At 60.7% G+C, this 20,558-nt stretch carries 13 protein-coding genes; 9 read left to right on the plus strand and 4 right to left on the minus strand.

What is annotated here, in order from left to right:
- Both LBK75_01155 and LBK75_01160 read left to right on the plus strand, forming a co-directional pair.
- On the plus strand, positions 1-1,799 hold a 1,799-nt coding region (locus tag LBK75_01155), incomplete at its 5' end, for an S-layer homology domain-containing protein (GenBank protein ID MDR1156905.1).
- Positions 1,800-2,323: 524 nt separating this feature from the next.
- On the plus strand, positions 2,324-6,775 hold the full coding sequence (locus LBK75_01160; GenBank protein ID MDR1156906.1) for a DUF4982 domain-containing protein: 4,452 nt from the start codon (positions 2,324-2,326) through the stop codon (positions 6,773-6,775).
- Positions 6,776-6,814: 39 nt separating this feature from the next.
- On the opposite strand, the gene LBK75_01165 is transcribed toward LBK75_01160, so the two are convergent.
- Positions 6,815-7,489, minus strand: coding sequence for a helix-turn-helix domain-containing protein (locus tag LBK75_01165; GenBank protein MDR1156907.1), 675 nt, complete (start codon positions 7,487-7,489; stop codon positions 6,815-6,817).
- Between the two features lie 458 nt (positions 7,490-7,947).
- On the opposite strand from LBK75_01165, the gene pduL reads away from it, so the two are divergent.
- From pduL to LBK75_01200, 7 genes are all read left to right on the plus strand, one after another.
- The gene (gene pduL / locus LBK75_01170) at positions 7,948-8,517 is read left to right on the plus strand and encodes a phosphate propanoyltransferase (protein MDR1156908.1); all 570 of its coding nucleotides are present in this window, start codon (positions 7,948-7,950) and stop codon (positions 8,515-8,517) included.
- A 222-nt stretch (positions 8,518-8,739) separates the two neighbouring features.
- Entirely contained in the window at positions 8,740-10,644 is a 1,905-nt protein-coding gene (glgB, locus tag LBK75_01175) for a 1,4-alpha-glucan branching protein GlgB (GenBank protein MDR1156909.1), read from the plus strand.
- 143 nt (positions 10,645-10,787) lie between these two features.
- Positions 10,788-12,041 (plus strand): glucose-1-phosphate adenylyltransferase, encoded by a 1,254-nt coding sequence (locus LBK75_01180; protein MDR1156910.1) that lies wholly within the window; start codon positions 10,788-10,790, stop codon positions 12,039-12,041.
- The gene (glgD, locus tag LBK75_01185; protein ID MDR1156911.1) at positions 12,038-13,159 is read left to right on the plus strand and encodes a glucose-1-phosphate adenylyltransferase subunit GlgD; all 1,122 of its coding nucleotides are present in this window, start codon (positions 12,038-12,040) and stop codon (positions 13,157-13,159) included. The genes LBK75_01180 and glgD overlap by 4 nt, the downstream gene beginning before the upstream one ends.
- Positions 13,160-13,249: 90 nt before the next feature.
- Positions 13,250-14,686 (plus strand): glycogen synthase GlgA, encoded by a 1,437-nt coding sequence (glgA, locus tag LBK75_01190; protein MDR1156912.1) that lies wholly within the window; start codon positions 13,250-13,252, stop codon positions 14,684-14,686.
- Positions 14,687-14,702: 16 nt separating this feature from the next.
- Complete coding sequence (locus LBK75_01195; GenBank protein ID MDR1156913.1) at positions 14,703-17,117, plus strand: glycogen/starch/alpha-glucan phosphorylase; 2,415 nt, start codon at positions 14,703-14,705, stop codon at positions 17,115-17,117.
- Between the two features lie 89 nt (positions 17,118-17,206).
- The gene (locus LBK75_01200) at positions 17,207-18,730 is read left to right on the plus strand and encodes a YifB family Mg chelatase-like AAA ATPase (GenBank protein MDR1156914.1); all 1,524 of its coding nucleotides are present in this window, start codon (positions 17,207-17,209) and stop codon (positions 18,728-18,730) included.
- A 261-nt stretch (positions 18,731-18,991) separates the two neighbouring features.
- Here the strand turns inward: LBK75_01200 and LBK75_01205 are convergent, their stop codons facing one another.
- The 3 genes from LBK75_01205 to LBK75_01215 form a co-directional block, all read right to left on the minus strand.
- A complete protein-coding gene (locus LBK75_01205) occupies positions 18,992-19,363 on the minus strand; it encodes a type II toxin-antitoxin system HicB family antitoxin (GenBank protein MDR1156915.1) in 372 nt (123 codons plus the stop codon).
- 35 nt (positions 19,364-19,398) lie between these two features.
- Positions 19,399-19,572 (minus strand): type II toxin-antitoxin system HicA family toxin, encoded by a 174-nt coding sequence (locus tag LBK75_01210; GenBank protein MDR1156916.1) that lies wholly within the window; start codon positions 19,570-19,572, stop codon positions 19,399-19,401.
- Positions 19,573-19,753: 181 nt separating this feature from the next.
- Positions 19,754-20,152 carry a hypothetical protein gene (locus LBK75_01215; GenBank protein ID MDR1156917.1) on the minus strand — a complete coding sequence of 133 codons (399 nt, stop codon included), beginning with the start codon at positions 20,150-20,152 and terminating at the stop codon, positions 19,754-19,756.
- Positions 20,153-20,558: the final 406 nt, after the last annotated feature.

Here is a 20,558-nt window from a genome sequence, read left to right on the forward strand (position 1 = left end):
CGGCGACAAGCGGCAGCGTGCCGGCGGACAGCCGGGAATACCCGAAGCACACGGACGTGACGGTGCTGGGGAACGAGAAGGGCCTCGCGGCGGCCGGCAGGGAGTTTACGGGCTGGTCGGCAAACGCGGAGTCGGACACGGCGGCGTACACGGCGGGCGCGCAAATCGAGGACATCACGGCGGATGTGAATCTGTACGCGGTGTTCAGCGGCGACGAGGCGCGGCACACGGTGACCTACGATCTGAACCTGCCGAGTGGGGCGGAGAAGAAGAGCGGAAATGTGCCGGCGGCGACGAGCCACCTGCGCCACACGACGGCGACGCTGGCGACGCCGGCAGCGGACCTCACGGTACTGGGGTACGACTTCGGCGGCTGGACACGGAAGCCGGGCCCAACAGCGGCGGTCACGGAGATAGCGAACATCACGGCGGACGAGACGGTATATGCGATTTGGAACGGCGTGCCGATTTTACCCGGCGAGCCCGGTGAGCCGAGCGATCCCGGTGAACCCGGCGGGCCGAGCGGACCGAGTGACCCCGGAGACCCGAGCAACCCGGACGCGCCTTTCATGTACACGGTGACCTATCACAAAGGCGACGCGGACGGCGGGACAGTGCCGGCGGCGGTGGAGTACCGGAAGCATGAGGACGTGCCTGTGTCCAGGAACACGGGCGGGCTGTTCAAATACGAAAGAGACATGGCCGGGTGGTCGACGAGTGTAAACGGCAGCGCAGCGTATCTGGCGAATGGCGAGAGCCGGATCATGGACATCTCGGCGAACTATGAGCTGTACCCGGCGTGGGAGGCAGCCCGGAACGCCTTCTACATCACCTACGACGCGAAGAGCCTAGACGGCGGGAAGGTCACACCGGAACACCCGACGACATTCACCGCCGACGACCTGCCCGTCAGTATCCCCGCCGCGAATCGCAACGGATACAACTTCGTCGGCTGGTACCTGGACGCGGAGCTCAGCACACAACTGGGAACAGACGGTAATCTGTGGCAGATCACAATGACAGGCGACAAAGTCCTCTATGCGAAGTGGCGCGTCATCCCGAACAGCGGTGATCCCGACGACGACACTGTCGGCGCCGGCAACGACGAGACGCCGCTGGTATCCTTCGAGGGCGCGCATATCCCATACATTTTCGGATACGCCGACGGGACAGTACGTCCGGACAGAAACATCACCCGCGCCGAGGTGGCCATGATCTTCTTCAGGCTGCTGGCGGACGATGAAAAAACAGTGTCGCGTGTCTCGAACTTCCCAGACGTCCGGAGCGACGTGTGGTACGCGCAGGCGGTGGCCTACCTAGAGAGCCTCGGCGTCCTGCTGGGGTACCCGGACGGCACATTCAAGCCCGACCGGTCGATCAGCAGAGCGGAGTTCGCCGCCATCTCGGCCCGCTTCAGCGCACTGGACGGCACGACCGAGAACGCGTTCAGCGACGTTTCGTCCACACACTGGGCGCTCAGCTACATCAACAGCGCGGCGACGCACGGCGGCTGGGTCCAGGGCTTCCCGGACGGCACCTTCCGGCCGGACGAGTGGATAACCAGAGCTCAGGTCGTGACGGTGATCAACCGCATGCTGCAGCGCATCCTCCACACGGAGGATATCCCGGAAGGCATCGCGACATTCACCGACCTGCCGAGGGCCCACTGGGCCTACGCAGACATCGTAGAGGCCTCCACGGACCACGACCGCTACAACGTCGCCGTCCGGCCGGACGGCAGCGAAATCTGGACCGCCAAGGCGGCCGCCACAAGCGAAGAGGCGCAGCCCGCCGCCTAAATAGATTCCAAACATAAGCAAAAGGACCGCTCCCGCAACCGGGAGCGGTCCTTTTGCCGTACGGCGCACTTCATCAGCGCCTGCGCATGTGGTTGTAAATGGTATCCGAGACCGTCGAAACAGATAAAAAAAGACGTCAAACATCGTTGACTTTGAGGATAATTTGGAATAAAATAAGTGCGCCTGAGGTCGCTCTTTGAGAAGAGGGCGGATAAGGGCCTGGGGTTGAGCGGCTCGATGTTCTTCCCCCGGAAAAGGCGACCGCTTTGTGTGCAGACAAGGCGGCTACCGGTGAGGCTGTCCGTGCAAACGGCCCTGCCCCCGGGGCGGTCCGTCGCGCCGCCGGGCGTACGGAGCCGCCGTGGTTTGTCACAGGCGGAAAACGCTAAAACGTAGCAGCAGAGGCGCGTGCCCCGCAAAGGGACCGTTCGGTATATATGGTATGGCGCCATATACAGAGAACGACCAAAGACAGCGCAAGGTCAACCGGAAAATTGATGGGAGAAAGGAAAGTGACTGTTGTGATGAAAAAAGCGATATCTATGGTCGTTGTTGTCGCTGTGCTCATGTCTTCCGCACCGGCGATTACAACACTGTACAGCGAAGCCCCCGCCGCCTTCGCAGCGAGCGAAGAGAGCGTCCAGGCGACCGTCCTGCAAGCGGCAGGCGCCGCCGGACGCCGGGAAATCGACTTTGACGAAGGCTGGACATTCGCGTTGGCGACCCCCTATACGACATTCCCGAGCAATGTGACGTCCACGAACGCGCAAAGGAGATATTTGGTTAACCACGGCTTGCCGGACCCGGCGGGGTATCTCACCGAAGACCTCATCAGGCCGGATTATGACGACAGCGGCTGGCGCACCGTAAAAATTCCTCATGATTACGCGATCGAGGGAAACAGGACAACCGGCGTAGCCGGCAGTGTGGGCAATCTGCACAGCGGCATCGGCTGGTACAGAAAGACATTTACGGCGTCCGAGGCCATCGAAGCGAACCGCGAGCGCGTGCTGATCGAGTTCGAGGGTGTGTATCACAACAGCTATGTATGGCTGAACGGCGTATTGATCGGCAATTACTACAATGGTTATACCGGCTTTGCCTTTGACATCACAGACGATATCATCTACGGCGGCGCCGAAAATGTCCTTGTGGTCAAGGTCAACAGCGCGAGCCCGTCCGGCCGCTGGTACCACGGCGGGGGCATCATCCGCCCCGTAAACGTCATCGTGTCCGGGCCATTGTCTTTCGACCGGCACGGGGTCGTCCTCACGTCCCCGGATCTGAAAACCGCGTACACAAGTGACGGCGGCGCCAAACTTGACGTCAGAGGCGATTGGAGCAGTGTGGACGGCGGCTACGACGTCTATATGAGGACGACGGTGTATGACGCGGACGGAGCTCAGGTGGCACAGGGGCAAACCGCCGCCGCCGCCATCGCCGCCGCCGGCGCGCAGCAGTCCTTGACGCAGACGCTGGAGATCGCCGGCGTGCACCTGTGGTACCCGTGGAACCTCGGCGATCCGTACCTGTACGGCGTAAAGATCGAGCTGTATGCAAAGCCGCAGGGCCCAGGCGATTCGTACCGACTGTACGACGTGCTGGAGCAAGATTTCGGTTTCCGCTGGACTGCGTTGGAAGAGACGGATCTTCAAGACCCCTCAAAAGGCGGTTTTTACATCAACGGCGAGTACACCAAATTGAATGGCGTCAACATTCACAGCGATACCGGCGCGCTCGGCGCCGTGAGCAACCGAGACGCGTACGAACGCCAGCTGGAGCTCTTAATGGGCATGGGCGTAAACTTCTTGCGCACCGCCCATAACCCTGTTGCGAAAAGTATGATAGAATTGTGCAACGAAAAAGGCATCATGGTCATTGAAGAGGCCCATGACAGCTGGGGAGAGGCCAGGGCCACGTACGATTTCGGCGTCTTCTTCTGGGATGAAGTGCCCGGTGACTGGGCGGGCCTGAAACCAAACGGCTACGATGGCGCCAACCTTTCGGCAAGACTTGGGGTTACGTACCCCGGGGTCAAGTACACCTGGGGCGCTTGGGTCGTCCAGGAAATGGTGAGGCGGGATATCAACGAGCCCAGTATCGTCATATGGGATATGGGCAACGAGGTCAGGCAGGACAACCTCGGCGGAGGATATACCCAGGCGGATGTGGCGGCGGACGACGGAACCGGCGACAGAGCACTGCCCGGTTATGACCCGGTGAGAAGGGCGCCGGGTTGGTATGACGGCACGAAGTACGACGACGAGGCGGTTACGGGGCTGAATACCAATACGAGAAACGACGGCTACGACGCCTATACCATCGGCAACGCGACGATACCCGGCGTGCAGATCGATCTCTACACGGAGGGCGTGCGGCTGTGCGAGGACGCCAAGATCATCGACGACACCCGCTACATCATACAGACGTCGGACAACATGCGTTGGCCCAGAGCGGATGATCCGGACGACGATTGGACTTACCCGTACACCGGCGGAGACACCGGCCTATACGGCCGGTGGGGCTACATAAGCCGCTACCAGGGCGTCATGGGGCTGCAGTATTCCGCCAGCGACTCAAACGACGTTTTGTACAACAGATTTACCGGAGAGAATTACGTGGCTTTCTTCGAGTCGGAGACCAACGCGGCCGGAAGTAACAGAGGTCTCTACTTTGCGCCGAGAAGCGTATTTGCCGGCCAAAGTTCAGTGCCCGGTAAGTCCGGCTATTCGGGCTACATGAATGGCACCGGCGCCTACTGGAGCGGCGTGCCGATTATCTCGATCAAAAGGGACCGCGACCGCAAATACTTCCTGGGGTCGACCCTTTGGGCAGGCATGGATTATCTCGGAGAAGGGGGCGGCAAAGGAAGCAACTCCGGCGCTATCAATACCGCGGGATTCTTCAAGGACTATTACTACATGCAAAAAGCGTCGTGGATGTCCCCCGACACGGAAAAGTTCGTCTATATTATGCCTATAAACTGGAACGACCGTGTTCCCGGAGAGACGATGGACATCCGGGTCTACACCAACGTTCAGACGGCGGAGCTTTTCCTCAACGGAAAATCCATGGGCGTGAAGAGTTTTGATGTGAAGGAAACCAACTATGGCAAGCGGTACCTCGAAACATCCAATACGACCCGTGACGACACGTCCCGCGCGTACTGGAAAGAGCCCCTCGTTCCGGATCCAAACCCGGGCGGGTACATCAGCCCCGAGGGCGCCAAAGTCATAGAAGCCAGCGGGGATTCCAAAATACCGGAGGGCGCGCTTTACGGCGACCCCTACCTGACGTGGGAGGACTTTGTGTATGAACCCGGTGTTCTGGAGATAAAAGCCTACGACAGCCCCGCGCGCTACGCTGCGGACAAAGAGGCCAATGTGGTCGCCGCAGACAAGCTTGTGACTGCGGGCGCGCCGCACACCGTCAAGATGCACGCGTACAAGGACAAGACGGTCATGGCCGCCGACGGCGAGAGTCTGATTTATGTGGAGTGCGACATCGTCGACGAAAACGGCGACTTTGTCCCCGACGGCAAAAATCTGGTGGAGTTCTTTGTCAGCGGAGCGGCCGTCATTGCCGGCGTCGACAGCGGTGAAAATAACAGCTACAGCCTGACGTCGAAGTGGGGCAACGTGCAGGACAACACCCGGTCGCAGTACTATGCCGACACGGGAAAGGTACTGGTGATCCTGCAATCCGTCAAAGGGACGACGGGAGAAATACAGCTGATTGCCAAGTCCAAGGGCCTCCAGCCGAGCGTTATGAATTTCAGCGCCACGAAGGACGGAGCAGGCCAAGCACCGGCGCAGTATCAGATCCAGCCTGTTTTCGATGCTGTTTGGCGGAAGACTTTTGTAACACCGGCGGGCGTGGCGCTCACATTGCCGAGAGACGTGACGGTCAGCTACACAGACGCTGTGCTGGGTACGTACACAGTGACAAAGGCCGTCGATTGGGACGAGATCGACCCGACTTCCTTTGCGGCGCCGGGACTGTTTACCGTGAAAGGAACCGTCGATGGGATCGCCGAAAAGGCAATCGCAACAGTCTGCGTTGTGAGAGCGAATGAAAAGGGTGATATTTCCTCGAACGCATTTACAGGCGCGCAGATCATTCCCACCATTGCCGTAAACGCCATGTACCGCTGGGAGGACGTTCCCGAGGGGCATCCGCTGCGCGGCGGCGCCTTGGCGACGTCCAGCTTCGCCACCGGAAATCCCAATGTCATGCTGCAGGACAACGCATCAAACTGGCAAAACACCTACAGCGGAACGGGGAATTCATACCAGCTCAGCACGAGATTTACAGAGACCATCCCATACAGTCACGTGGAGTTCTACTGGGACAGCGGCAGGGTTTTCGACACGATTGACCTCACCTTCGTGACGTCTTCCGCCACGGCCACCGCCGCGGGTACGGACGTGCCGGGTGAGTTTGCCGTACAGTATTGGGATGGCGAGGAATGGAAAAATGTGGAAAACAAAACGGCAGATGTACCGACGGCGGGGACAAACAGAGTTGTCACCTTGAAATTTGACGCCGTATATGCCGACCGGGTGCGCGTGGGTATGGAAAACGCAACGCCTTGGAGCACCACCGGCGGCATGCGCATACGACGCGCCGTCGTTACCGGCTGGACGCTGGACGTCGCATCGATATCGGAGAGTGCCGATTACGAAATTTATGTCACATCGAAACCAGTGGAGGGTTCAGGTCTTTACGACCCCTCGTTTAGGATCGCGAACTTGCAAAATGTGCAGGCCTCCGTCACGGTTTTGTTGGCCGCCTATGATGCAAAGGGAAGGCTGCTTCAGGCGAAATCGTTTGCGCAACAAATTGGCGCCGATTCGAATGAGGAGATCTCCACTTCCATGGCGCTGGATGACGACGCGGCGGCATACAAGTTCTTCCTCTGGCAGGAGGGATATCTGCCGCTGACAGAAATTACATCCATGGATGCACTTCCGTAGCGGCATCGCGCCCAGATATTGTATTCAAGTCGGCTGTCGTCACTCTGCGAGTGACGACAGCCGATTCGTCGCCTGCTGGAGCAGCATGAAGAGAGACTGGTAGAGGAGCGGGTGGTCGCGGGTGAGCTGATCCTGAGAGAGAACGGGTCGCGGGGCGGCGCGCGGGAGATCGCGCAGCAGAGAGGACAGGCGCGCCTCCAGCAGCGCGCGGTCGGCGCTGACCAGCAGCGAAAAATGTTCGGAAGGCGCCGGGAAGAGCAGCTCGGCGTGCTCGCCATACCGGTCGTAAATGTGACGAAAGAGGATGTAGACGGCGTCGCCCAGATAGCCGGCCGCCGCTTCGATGAGTTCTTTTTGCCCCAATTGCCCCAGCAGCGCGAACAGCAGGCCGACCGAATTGATGAGGAGTTTTTTGTGCAGCACGGCGGAGACGCCGCTCCGCAGCCGGTTGTCTTTGTCGGCGGAGGCGTCGTGCAGGTCCTCGGCGTCGGGTTCGGCGCCGTCGCGCAGCATCGAACGCCCCAACAGGAAGTCGGCCGACACACCGTAGTAGTCACACGCGCGCACGACAAAGGCGAGGCCGGGCTCGCGCGCGCCCTTTTCGTAGTGAGAGAGGAGCGCCTGGGAGATGCCGAGATGCGAAGCGGCCAGGCGCTGGCTCACGCCCTTTTCCCGGCGCAGGAGTGCCAAGAGACGCGGAAAATTCTCAGACATAGGAAGTCTCCTTTTGTCGGCGCTTGCCCGGTCCGTGCGCGGGACAAGACCAAAATGGGGGCGCGCAAACACACAGAGTTCAGAAAGGGATCTTCTATACAGACAGTATATAACATTGTACGCGCAATGTCAAAGAATTTGCGCGAAAAACATCGAGGAAGAGCACGGCACAAGACAGTTGGCAGATAACGGAGGGGGTCTGCGCGGAGGTCGAAGTCGAATCTTTTGAGAGAACCGGAAAAATATTGCACCTGGGGCGACTTTGTGGTAAGATGAGTTCAAATAGGTGCCTCTAAATGGCGCCTGCTGACAAAAGAGCCGGTGCCGCGCCGAATGCGAAGCGGTTGGAGGCGCCCAAATCGAGGACAAACGACAGACGCCGCCGCGCTTCGCACGGTTTTGCGCCGCCTGGAGCGCCGGGTGCGGCGTCACGAAAGGAGTGTTTCGCCGTGGGGCAGTTGTCGATTATCATTGAGGGGTCGGCCCGCCATGTCCATGTGACGCGCGAGGATCTGGAGACCCTGTTTGGCGCCGGGTATCGCCTGCACAGCAAACGCGAACTCTCGCAGCCGGGGGAATTTCTGTCGGAGGAGAAGGTGCGTGTGGAGGGGCCCCGCGGGGCCATCGACCGCATTTCCATTTTGGGGCCGGAGCGCAAGGCCACGCAGGTGGAGTTGTCGCTGACGGACGCCCGCGTCCTGGGGCTGACGCCGCCGATCCGCGAGAGCGGGCAGCTCGCCGGGAGCGCCGGCTGCCGCGTCGTCGGTCCGGCCGGGGCGGTGGAGCTGACCGAGGGAGCCATCATCGCCAAGCGCCATATCCATGTGACGCCGGAGGATGCGGAGGCCCAGGGTCTCAAAAATCAGGACATTGTCTCCGTGTGCGTGGAGGGAGAAAGGGCGCTCACCTTCGGTGAGGTCGTCGTGCGCGTTTCCCCAAAATTTCGTACGCGGATGCATCTCGACTTCGACGAGATGAACGCCGCCGGTTTGTCCGGCGAGACAACGGGCACGGTCGTCGCCGGCTGAGTCTTCCAAGGCGCGGCCGGCCGCGCAAAAGAGAAGCGCCATGGGACACGGGCGGTACTTTGAGAGTTGGGCGTCTCTCATCACAAGGTTAGGAACTGTCAAATGGTTGTTCAACAGTTCCTAACGTGGGTTGTACCTGCAACCCACAACCCAAATTCTTGTTTTTTGTTGCCGCTTCGCGGCAACAAGGTACTAAAGGGGCGCCCGATTGGAGGAATCATTTTGGCAGGGAGCAAGAAAAAGGCGGCGGTGGTGGACGAAACGCTGGCGCTGCATCTTCATCTGTTCCACGAGGGGACAGACAGCCGGGCCTATGAATTTTTGGGCGCTCGCATGACGACGCAGGGCCGTCGGCGGGGCGTACTGTTTCGCGTCTGGGCCCCCGACGCGGCGCGGGTGTCCGTCGTCGGCGATTTCAACGACTGGGACCGCGAAAAACATCCGATGACGAAGATCTCGGTGGGCGTGTGGGCGCTCTTTGTGCCCGGCGTGGCGGCATATGCCGCCTACAAGTATGCGATCGAGACAAAACAGGGACGGGTGCTCGAAAAGGCCGACCCCTACGCGTTTCACGCGGAGACCCGCCCCCGTACGGCGTCCAAAGTATTCACGCTGGATGGTTACACGTGGGGCGACGAAGCATGGGCGCGTGCCCACGTCTCCCCGTACAGCCGGCCGCTCAACATCTACGAGGTGCACCTCGGCTCCTGGCGGCGGGGGGAGGACGAACGTCTGCTGAGCTACGACGAGACCGCCGACCGGCTCATCCCCTATGTAAAGGAGATGGGTTACACCCACATCGAACTGATGCCGGTCATGGAGCATCCGCTGGACGCGTCGTGGGGCTACCAGGTGACAGGCTACTTCGCGCCCACTTCGCGCTTTGGCACGCCCCACGACTTTATGCGCTTTGTCGACCGGTGCCACCAGGCCGGCGTCGGCGTGCTGCTCGACTGGGTGCCCGCGCACTTCCCCAAAGACGCGCACGGGCTCGTCGAGTTCGACGGCACCTATTGCTACGAATACGGCGACCCCTGTAAGATGGAACACACGGAGTGGGGTACCCGTGTCTTCGATTACGGCCGCAACGAGGCCCGCTCCTTCTTAATGTCGTCGGCGCTGTTTTGGTTCGACAAGTACCATGTGGACGGGCTCCGCGTGGACGCCGTGGCCTCCATGCTCTACCTCGACTACGCGCGCAAAGAGGGAGCATGGAGGCCCAACATCCACGGCGGCCGTGAGAATCTGGAGGCCATCAGTTTCCTGCGCCAGCTAAACGAGCAGGTGTTTGCCTCCTTTCCGCACGCGCTGATGATTGCCGAGGAGTCCACCGCGTGGCCCATGGTCACGGCGCCCACCTATACCGGCGGGCTGGGTTTCAATTTCAAATGGAATATGGGCTGGATGAACGACGCCTTGGAATACGCAAAGCGCGACCCGGTTTTCCGGCAGTATATCCACAACAACCTGACGTTTTCTCTCATGTACGCGTTTTCGGAAAATTATATCCTGCCTGTCTCGCACGACGAAGTGGTGCATGGTAAGTGCTCTCTGCTTCAGAAAATGCCGGGATATTACGATGATAAATTTGCCGGCGTACGGGCCTTCTTGGCCTATATGATGACACATCCGGGCAAAAAATTACATTTTATGGGAAGTGAGCTCGGGCAGTTCATCGAGTGGAATTTTGCACATTCGCTCGACTGGCACCTGTTGGAATACGACGCGCACAAAAAGCTTCACACATATGTGAAAGCGCTCAACCATTTCTACCTCGCCTGCCCCGCGCTCTGGGAGCGCGACTGCACGCAGGCCGGCTTCGATTGGCTCAACCACGGGGACTACCAGGGGAACACCCTGGCCTACCGGCGGCTGGACGCCTCGGGCGGCGAGCTGGTGGCCGCCTTCAACTTCTCTCCCATGCTGAAAGAAGGGTACCGACTGGGCGTGCCTGCACCGGGGCGCTATCGCGAGATACTGAATTCGGACGACGCGGACTTTGGCGGTTGGGGGCATAAGAACCCCTGCGACCTCCACACGGAGGACGCCGAATGGCTGGGCCGCCCCTATGTTCTGACGTTCACGCTGCCCCCCTTCGGCGCGGTTTTCCTCCGAAGAGAGGAATAGTGGGGGAAAAGCGGCGGCATAAGAGAAGCAGTCTTCTTTTGGCGCGATGTTCCTCCGGAGGGAGAAACCCTGTAATACTTTATGAAATATCGGGCGTGGATATGCCCGAATGACATATCTTCTGATATCGCGGGGTGCGGCTTATGAGGAGAAAAGAGTGTGTCGCCATGCTGCTGGCAGGGGGACAGGGCAGCCGCCTGTATGTGCTGACGACCAATGTGGCGAAGCCCGCGGTCCCCTTCGGCGGGAAGTATCGAATCATCGACTTCCCGCTGTCAAACTGCGTCAACTCCAATATCGACACGGTGGGGGTGCTCACGCAGTACCAGCCCCATGAGTTGAACGCCTACATCGGGGCGGGCCTGCCGTGGGATCTTGACCGGCTGGAGGGCGGCGTGCGCGTGCTGCCCCCCTATGTCAAGGGCAAGGGCGGCGAGTGGTACAAGGGTACGGCCAACGCCATCTACCAGAACATGGGGTTCATCGAGACATACGATCCCGAATATGTGCTGATCCTGTCGGGCGATCACATCTACAAGATGGACTATTCGCAGATGATCAACCAGCACCGCCGGACACAGGCCGATTGCACAATAGCGGTCATCGAGGTGCCGCCGGCCGAGGCCTGCCGGTTTGGGATCCTAAACGCCGCCGACGACGGCGTGATCCTCGACTTCGAGGAAAAACCCAAGAAGCCGAAGAGCAACTTGGCGTCGATGGGCATCTATGTGTTCACTTGGAGCAAACTGCGCGCCTATCTGCTCGAGGACAACAACAATCCAAAGTCCCGCAACGACTTCGGCGCCAACATCATCCCGATGATGATAGGCGCCGGCGAGCGGATGTTGATTCATCGCTTCCGGGGTTACTGGAAGGACGTCGGCACGATCGAGAGTCTCTGGGAGGCCAACATGGACATGCTGGCCTCCAACAGCGAGCTGGACATCTTCGACCGCGCGTGGCCCATTTACAGCGGGGCCAAATCCGCGCCGCCTCACTTCGTCGGCGAGAGTGCCCGCGTCACCCACTCGCTGCTCACAGAGGGGTGCGAGATCTACGGAGAAGTGGAAAATTCTGTAATATTCACCGACGTGGTCATTCAGTCCGGGGCGTTTGTCAAGTATTCAATTGTGATGCCGGGCGCGGTCATTGAAAAGGAAGCCGTGGTGGAATACGCCATCATCGCCGAGGGGGCGCGCGTCGGACGGGGCGCGCGCATCGGAGCCGACCCCAGCGCGGTTTCGGTGGCGGACTGGGGCGTCACGGTGGTGGCCCCGGGGGTTACGGTCGGGCCGAACGTCGTGGTCAAGACCCGCGAGATGGTCGGGGCGGACAAACTGACGCAGGAGGCGGACAAGACCCCGCCCCCGGCCGGGAAAAAAGGGGGCAGAGCATGAACGATATGCACGGGCTCATCTTCGCCTACGCGGGGGGGCCCCATATCAAAGAACTGACGGAGCATCGCACGGTCTCGTCCCTCCCCTTCGGAGGCCGGTACCGCGCCATCGACTTTATGCTGTCGAACATGATCAACGCCGACATCGTCAATGTGGGCGTCATCATGCGCGAAAACTACCAGTCGCTGCTCGACCATCTGGGTTCGGGCAAGGACTGGGACCTCGCTCGCAAGCGCGGCGGTCTCAAGCTCCTGCCGCCGTTTGGCTACAACGTCACGCGGATGCAGCATGAGGGGGGCGTCTTTCTGGGCAACATGGCGGCGCTCGCCGGGGTGAACTCGTATTTGGCGGGGATCCGCGAAGAATACGTGGTGATGGCGGACGGGGATCTCGTGGCCAATCTGCCGTTGGAGGACGCGCTGCGGGTCCACATCGACAGCGGCGCCGACATCACGCTCATCTGCTCTCCGCGGACAGTCGGCAGCCCGGAGTACGCGGTGAACGTCGCGCTGGGAGAGAAAAACCGGGTTTCGGACATCTCAATCGGCCGAAAGGAGCCGGAGATGTTCGAGTCTTTGAACGTCAGCATCCTGTCGAGTTCTCTGCTCGATTCGCTGGTCAGTTACTGCTCCGCACACAACGCTTATGACTTCGAGCGAGACGTGCTGCAACGGATGCCCGACCTCGACGTCGTGGCTTACCTGTTTGACGGATATGTGGCCCGCCTGCACTCCACGGCCACATTTTTTCGGTGCAACATGGACCTTCTGCGCGCGGAGGTGCGCGAGTCTATTTTTCGCAAGGAACGCCCCATCAAGACCAAGGGGCGCGATCAGGCGCCCACCTATTACGGGCCGGGCGCCTGTGTGCGCAACTGCGTGGTGGCCGACGGCTGCTACATCGAAGGCGAGGCGGAAAACAGCGTGATCTTCCGCGGCGTTCGCATCAGCGAGGGCGTGCGGGTACATAACAGCATCCTGATGCAAAACACCAAAGTCAGTCAGGGCGCGGTGCTTGGCTACGCCATTACAGACAAAGAGGTTGTCATCAACCGAGGGCGTATGTTGATGGGACATGAGACATACCCCATCGCGATCGCCAAGGGCAGCGTCGTGTGACGCCGCCGGAAGAGGACGAAGACAGCGGGGAAACGGAGGGGGCCCGGCGGGCCGGACCCGCTTGCAGATTCAAAACTTGGGAGGACAGTCATGAAAGTTCTGTATGTCACCAGTGAGTGCGCTCCGTTCGTCAAAACCGGGGGCCTGGCCGACGTGATGGGCGCGCTGCCGCGGGCGGCGGCGGCCAAGCGCGTGTCAGTGCGCGTCATGATGCCGCTGTACGGTTCCATCGGCGAGCAATGGCGTTCGCAGATGCAGTTTGTCAAGTATGTATACATCAGCCTCTCCTGGCGCAACCTGTATTGCGGGTTGTTCGAGATGAAAAAAGACGGCATGGTGTACTATTTTCTCGACAACGAGTACTACTTCAAGCGCGGCGAGCTCTATGGGCATTTTGACGACGGGGAACGGTTCGCCTTCTTCTCGAAGGCGGCGTCGGACATCCTGCCCGAGCTGGACTGGAAGCCGGACGTCGTCCATGTGAACGACTGGCAGACGGCGCTGGTACCCGTCTACATCCACAGACTGTATGCGGGCCACCCGTTTTACGAGGGCATACGCACGGTGCTGACCATTCACAACATAGAATATCAGGGGCGTTACGACAGGGCGCTCGTTGGAGATATCTTCGGCTTGCCCGACAGCTTTGTGGAGGACGGCACGCTCGCTTTCATGGGGGGGATCTCACTGCTGCGAGGCGGCATTGAATGCGCGAGTGCGGTGACGACCGTGAGCCCCACGTACGCGGACGAACTCCAGTACCCGTTCTACGCCCACGGCATGGAGGGAGTGCTGACGCGCAACCGGCACAAGCTCTCCGGTATTTTAAACGGCATCGACATGACTCTCTACGACCCAAAGACCGACCCGAATCTGGAGCACAACTTTGGGCCGGACACCCTTTCCGACAGGGTATACAACAAGTTGGACCTGCAGAAGATCCTGGCGCTCAACCAAGACGAGACCATTCCGATCATCGCGATGGTCTCCCGTCTGGTCGGACACAAAGGGTTGGATCTCGTCACGGCCTCGCTGGACGCCATCATGGACATGTCGGTCCAGCTGGTGATCCTCGGTCGGGGCGACTGGCACTACGAGCAGGTGTTCATCAACGCGCAGAACACTTACAGCGGCCGTTTGTCGGCCAGCATCATGGTGAACTTCGGCCTCGCGATGAAGCTCTTTGGCGGCGCCGACATCTTCCTCATGCCGTCGCAGGCGGAGCCCTGCGGGCTGTCTCAGATGATGGCCATGCGTTACGGCGCCGTGCCGGTGGTGCGCGAGACCGGCGGGCTGCGCGACACGGTGCATCCTTATATCCCGGAGACGGGGGAGGGCAACGGGTTTACATTTGCCAACTACAACGCCGGCGACATGCAATATGTGCTGAGCCAGGCAGTGGAAACGTACCACAACAAAGAGGCGTGGGCCGTGCTGCAAAGGCGCAACATGGGTCTCGACTTTGGCTGGAGCGATTCGGCCGCCAAATATCTGACGCTATACCGGAACCTGACGGGTAAGCGGTAAAGGGGTTCCTTCACACATGTCTAACAACACCCACTCTGAGGCCGCTGCGCTGCGCGAGGAGATCGTGAGCAAGCTGCAGCGGCATTTTGGGCGTGAGGTCGGCAGCGCCTCGCGCGAACAGATCTTCAAAGCGTGCGCCCTGCTGCTGCGGGACCGCATGTCGTCCGGGCTGGTGCAGCGGACGGAGTGCGAAAAGGTCGCCGACAAGCGGCAGGTTCACTATATGTCGCTGGAGTTTTTGCTGGGCCGTTCTTTGATGAAAAACGCATACAATTTGGGGATCCTAGAGGAGCTCACGCAGGCGCTCATCTCCCTTGGCGTCGAGCCGGGCGAGATCTTCGAGCAGGAGCTGGACGCCGGTCTCGGTAACGGCGGCCTCGGCCGGCTGGCCGCTTGTTATATGGATTCGATGACGACGCTCGGAGTCTCGGCCACCGGATATTCTATCTGCTACCACTACGGCATCTTCCGGCAGAAGATTGTGGAGGGGCAGCAGGTGGAACTGCCGGACCCCTGGCTTGAGACGGGGGACGTCTGGCTCATCCCGCATGTGGACGAGGCCGAGGAGGTGCGCTTCTCCGGCGTTGTGGACCAGGTGTGGGAGGAGGACGGGCACGCCCGTTTCATCCACCGCGACTACACGTCGGTGCTGGCCGTCCCGATGGACATGGCCATCACGGGCTTTCGGACAGAGCATGTGAACACGCTGCGCCTGTGGGACTCGAAGTCCACCACACAGATCGACATGTCGCTGTTTTCGCGCGGAGAATACCTGCGGGCGCTGGAGCAAAACGCCCTGGCGGAGGTCATCTCGAAGGTTCTCTACCCGGAGGACAACCACTTTGAGGGAAAGCTTTTGCGGCTGCGGCAGCAGTATTTCTTTGTGTCCGCCACCGTGCAGTCGATCGTACGCCGTCACCGGGCGCGGTACGATACGCTGAAAAACTTCCACCTGCGCCATGTGATCCAGATCAACGACACGCACCCCACGCTGGTGATCCCGGAGCTTATGCGCATCTTCCTCGACGAGGAGGGCATGGAGTGGGACGAGGCGTGGAGCATTGTCACGCACACGGTGGCCTATACCAATCACACGGTGATGTCGGAGGCGCTGGAGCGCTGGTCGCAGCCGATGGTGGAGATGCTGCTGCCGCGCATTTGGATGATCCTCTGCGAGATCAACAACCGCTATCTGCGGATGCTCAGTGAAGACCATCGCTACACGGAGGAGCAGCTCGCCCAGGCGGCCATCATCTGGGACGGCGAGATCCGTATGGCCAACCTGTGCGTGTGCGCCTGTTTCGCGATCAACGGCGTCTCGGAACTGCACAGCACGATCCTTAGGCAGACGATCTTCCGCGACGCCTTCGAGCGAACGCCGCACAAGTTCTTCAACATTACAAATGGGATCGACCATCGCCGCTGGCTGGCGCAGATCAACCCGCGGCTGCACGCGCTCGTCTGCGAGCTGACCGGCTCCGACGCGTACCTTCTGCGGCCGGAGAAACTGGAGGCGCTCGGCGCATTTGCGGGCGACGCCTCCGTACTGCGCGCGCTGGGGGTTATCAAGCGGGAGAATAAGCAGCGGCTGTCGAACTACATCCGGGCCGAGACCGGGCTGCTCGTAGACCCGAACTCCCTGTTCGACGTCCAGGTGAAGCGGCTGCACGAGTACAAACGGCAGCTGCTCAATGTGATGCACATCATCGCGCTGTATAACAGCCTGCGGGACAACCCGCGGCAGGAGATGCAGCCGAGGACCTTTTTGTTCGGCGCCAAAGCCGCGTCGGGTTACCACATGGCCAAGCGCATCATCCGCCTGATAAACAGCCTGGCCGCGCAGATCAACAACGACCCGCTGGTGGCCGAACGGATCCGGCTGGTGTTTTTGGAAAATTACCGGGTGTCCGTGGCGGAAATGCTCATGCCGGCCGCCGAGATCTCGGAGCAGATCTCCACCGCCGGCAAGGAGGCGTCGGGGACTGGCAACATGAAGTTCATGATGAACGGCGCGCTGACGCTGGGCACGCTGGACGGCGCCAATGTGGAGATCAGCGAGGAAGTGGGCCTCGACAATATCTTCCTGTTCGGGCTCCGCGCCGAGGAGGTGGAGGTTCTGATCCGGGACGGCTACGAGCCCATGCAGTACTACAACCACTCGCCGGAGCTGAAGCGGGTACTCGACCACATCTCCGTGGGTTTTGCCGACGGCGTCGCCTACAGCGACATCACCTCGTCGCTGCTGTTGTCCGACACGTACCTGCTGCTGGCCGACTTCGAGAGCTACCGGCAGGCGCAGGACCGCGTGCGCCGGACATACCGGTCGCCGGAGCTCTGGAACCGCATGTCGCTTATCAACATCGCGAGCGCCGGCCGATTCGCCGCCGATCGCAGCATCTCACAGTACCGCCGGCACATCTGGGAGGCCTGAACCGGCGGAAGCGACGTCCATTTTCGTGCGTACTCGTTGTGCGTCCGTTGTACGCGCGTATTTTTGTGTACGGTTCGGAGGGATCCGAGTTGGTAGCCAAGGTTCGCAGCATGGGGCTTTTGGGGATCTCGGGTTACGAGGTGTCCGTCGAGTGTTATCTCTCAGGCGGTTTGCCGGCTTTCGACGTGGTCGGCCTGCCGGACGCCGCCGTGCGCGAATCGCGGGAGAGGGTGCGCGCCGCCGCGAAAAATTCCGGGTTTGAATTTCCGCTCGGGCGGATCACCGTCAACATGGCGCCGGCCGACACCCGCAAGGAGGGGGCGCTGTATGATCTGCCCATCCTTCTGGGTCTGCTGGCCGCGCACAGCGAGATCCGGCCGCCGCCAGCAGACGCCGCCTTTGTGGGGGAGCTCTCGCTGGAGGGGATGCTGCGCCCGGTGTGCGGCATCCTGCCGATGGTGCTGGCCGCCAAACGCTGCGGCGTGAAGAACATCTTTGTGCCGGCCGCGAATGCCCGGGAGGCGTCGCTGGCCGACGGGATCACCGTCTACCCCGCCGCGCATTTCAAAGAGATTCTGGCTCATCTGGACGGCCGGGCGCCGCTGGCGCGCGCGCCGGTCTGGACGCCTAAGGAGGATGCCCGCGCGCTGCCTGATTTTTCGGAGGTGCGCGGGCAGGAAAATGTCAAACGCGCACTGGAGATCGCCGCGGCGGGCGGGCACAACATCCTGATGGTGGGGCCGCCGGGTGCCGGCAAGAGCATGCTGGCCCGCCGGCTGCCCTCGATCCTGCCCGCGATGAGTCGGGAGGAGATGCTGGTGAGCGCCGAGATCCACTCGGTGGCCGGGCTCGTCGGCGTGGACCACGGCGTGCGGACGCAGCGGCCCTTCCGCGCCCCGCACCACACGATCTCGCCGGTGGGCCTTTCCGGCGGCGGGTCTATCCCGCGGCCGGGGGAGATTTCCTTGGCCCACGGCGGCGTGCTGTTTTTGGACGAGCTGCCCGAATTTGACCGTCTGGCCCTGGAGGTGCTGCGCCAGCCGATGGAGGATGGGCAGGTGACGATTGCCCGTGTCTCCGGCACGCTGTCCTACCCGGCCGCGTTCATGCTGGTGGCGGCCATGAACCCCTGCCGCTGCGGGTGGTACGGCCACCCCTCGGGGCGGTGTCTGTGCAAGGCGGACTCGGTGCGCGGCTATCTGGGCCGCGTGTCCGGCCCTCTGCTGGACCGCATCGACCTGCAGGTCGAGGTGCCGGCGGTCGAATTCGACGCGCTGGCCAGCCGGGCGGACGACGCCGAGTCCTCGGCCGACATCCGCGCCCGTGTGGAGGCGGCCCGGGCGCGCCAGCGGGCCCGGTTTGCGGACGCTTCTCTGTGCAACGCCCGGCTCTCCAGCGCGCAGATGAAGGACTGCTGTGCGCTGGATGGCGAAGGGCAGGCGCTGATGCGCCGCGCCTTTGAACGCCTGGGTCTCACGGCCCGTTCCTACGACCGTGTCCTGCGCGTGGCCCGCACGATCGCCGACCTGGAGGGCGAGGACGCCATCCAGGTCGGCCACCTTGCCGAAGCGGTCCAGTACCGCTCGCTGGACTACCTGTTTCAGCCCGTGTGACGTGTGTCGCCCGTGGCTGAGTGTGGGGACGCACCTGGGAGCGCCGGCTTCCAGCCGGCAGTACACACCCGGGAGCGCGGGCGTCCCGCCCGCAAGAGGCCGGCAAGATGCCAGGGCGCTTCCGGCACGCAATCCTGTAAGCAAACGAAAGAGCCGTTTCATAGGATGCTTGACGGGCGTAATTGCCGTCGGCGGCGCCGCATTGCTGGGCAGGTCCGTATTTCTCGCGATCTCTCTGGCCGGGGCGTCTGTTGGAGGGAGTCAGAGAAACTTCTGGGACAAAGCATCCTGCAGCACGCGGGACAGACTGAGTCCGGATGTGGCCACCCGTTCATCCATCCACTTTGGGATGCTGACCGTTCGCTTGACTGCGCGTTTGTCCTTCGACTCACATCGGACCGGGGTGACGAACTCCTCTCCTTCGATGGGGATGTCTTTGACAGGGGATGACTTGGGGATATCCCGCGACGTCTCCAGCAAATATTGGACCCACTGGGACAGTGCGGACTGCGCCATGACAAGCGCATTCGCCAGAGACTTGCCCTCGCTAATGCAACCGGGCAGATCCGGATACACGATGGTGTAACTTCCATCCTCATTGGGATGGAACACAGCCGGATAGACATATTCCACAGACAGACGCCTCCTTTTTATCAGGTCGCCGCGGTTCATTTCAGCCCTGCGGCTTTCAAAATGGCTTTTGCTGTAAATTCATTGATTTCTCGGTGATGGGGGACTTGCACCGGACGACTGCCAGTCTTTTCATAAATGGTATGATCTTCGCTTCTCACCTCTTTGTAACCAGCCGCCTCCAGCTTTTTGATCAAGTCCCGAGATTTCATATCGTCACCGCCCTTATGCGCTTATTATACTACGCATTTTACGTAATGTCAACAGGAAAGGGACGGTTCATTTTTGTCCTAACACCTCGAAGCAAACCCCCGCAGAGCCATTGACATTCAAGGCTCTGCGGGAGTTTTGTTTTGCAAGGGGCCGTAAAACCGCACCCAAACCGCGTCGCCGCTACTCGGACATCGCGCGCTTGGCCTCCAGCTTGCGTTTTTGCTCCGGCGTCAGAATGTCATGTAGCCACGTTTCCCATTTCAAGTCGCACATCCTCCGCTCCTCGTTACGCCGCTTGCGGCATCCCTCGTGATACCCCTCGTCGTAGCGGACTTCGAGGGCAACATCCATATCCCATTCGGTCGTCAGCATATTCAGCACCTCCGCTGCGTATTGTTCCAAATAATCGGCGAGAATCCCCCGCTCCACGCAATATTGAACCGCCGCATTCACAGCCTCCGTCAACGCCAGGCCGTCCGCCTCGTATTCCCGGACTTTCGCCACGAACACGGCGTACTGCGACAGCGTCTCACTGCGCCCTACGACATCCGGATTCTGTCCCGCCAAACAGCGCTGCACAAATTTCGCGCTCGCGGTGCATCGTGGTGATCAAGTGCGGCAGGAGGCTCGATTTGTACTCGCGGTTTGCCTGTACGGATTCAGTTGCTGTATCGGTCATAGTGCACCTGCTTTCTGGTTCCATTGTAGTACGTTCTCGCCAGTTTGTCAATAGAGCCGAATAATTTAAGAGAAGCGCAAAGAAGCCTGAAACTGAGCGGTTTCAGGCGAGATAAAAAAATAAATTTGAAGCTATCACATTACAGGAAGCGCCGCACGGCATGGACAAAGCCGGGCGGCGTTTTCACATGACGGCGCATCGGGCCAAGTTGGCCCGAAGTCCGGCGCTTTGCGGATAGCGGACACGAAAGGGGGGAATATTTTTTCTACCGTTGGGCCTTGCGGCAAGCAGGGCCTTTTTTTATCG

The organism is Oscillospiraceae bacterium (genome assembly GCA_031265355.1).
In the GTDB taxonomy this organism is placed as follows: domain Bacteria; phylum Bacillota; class Clostridia; order Oscillospirales; family UBA929; genus JAIRTA01.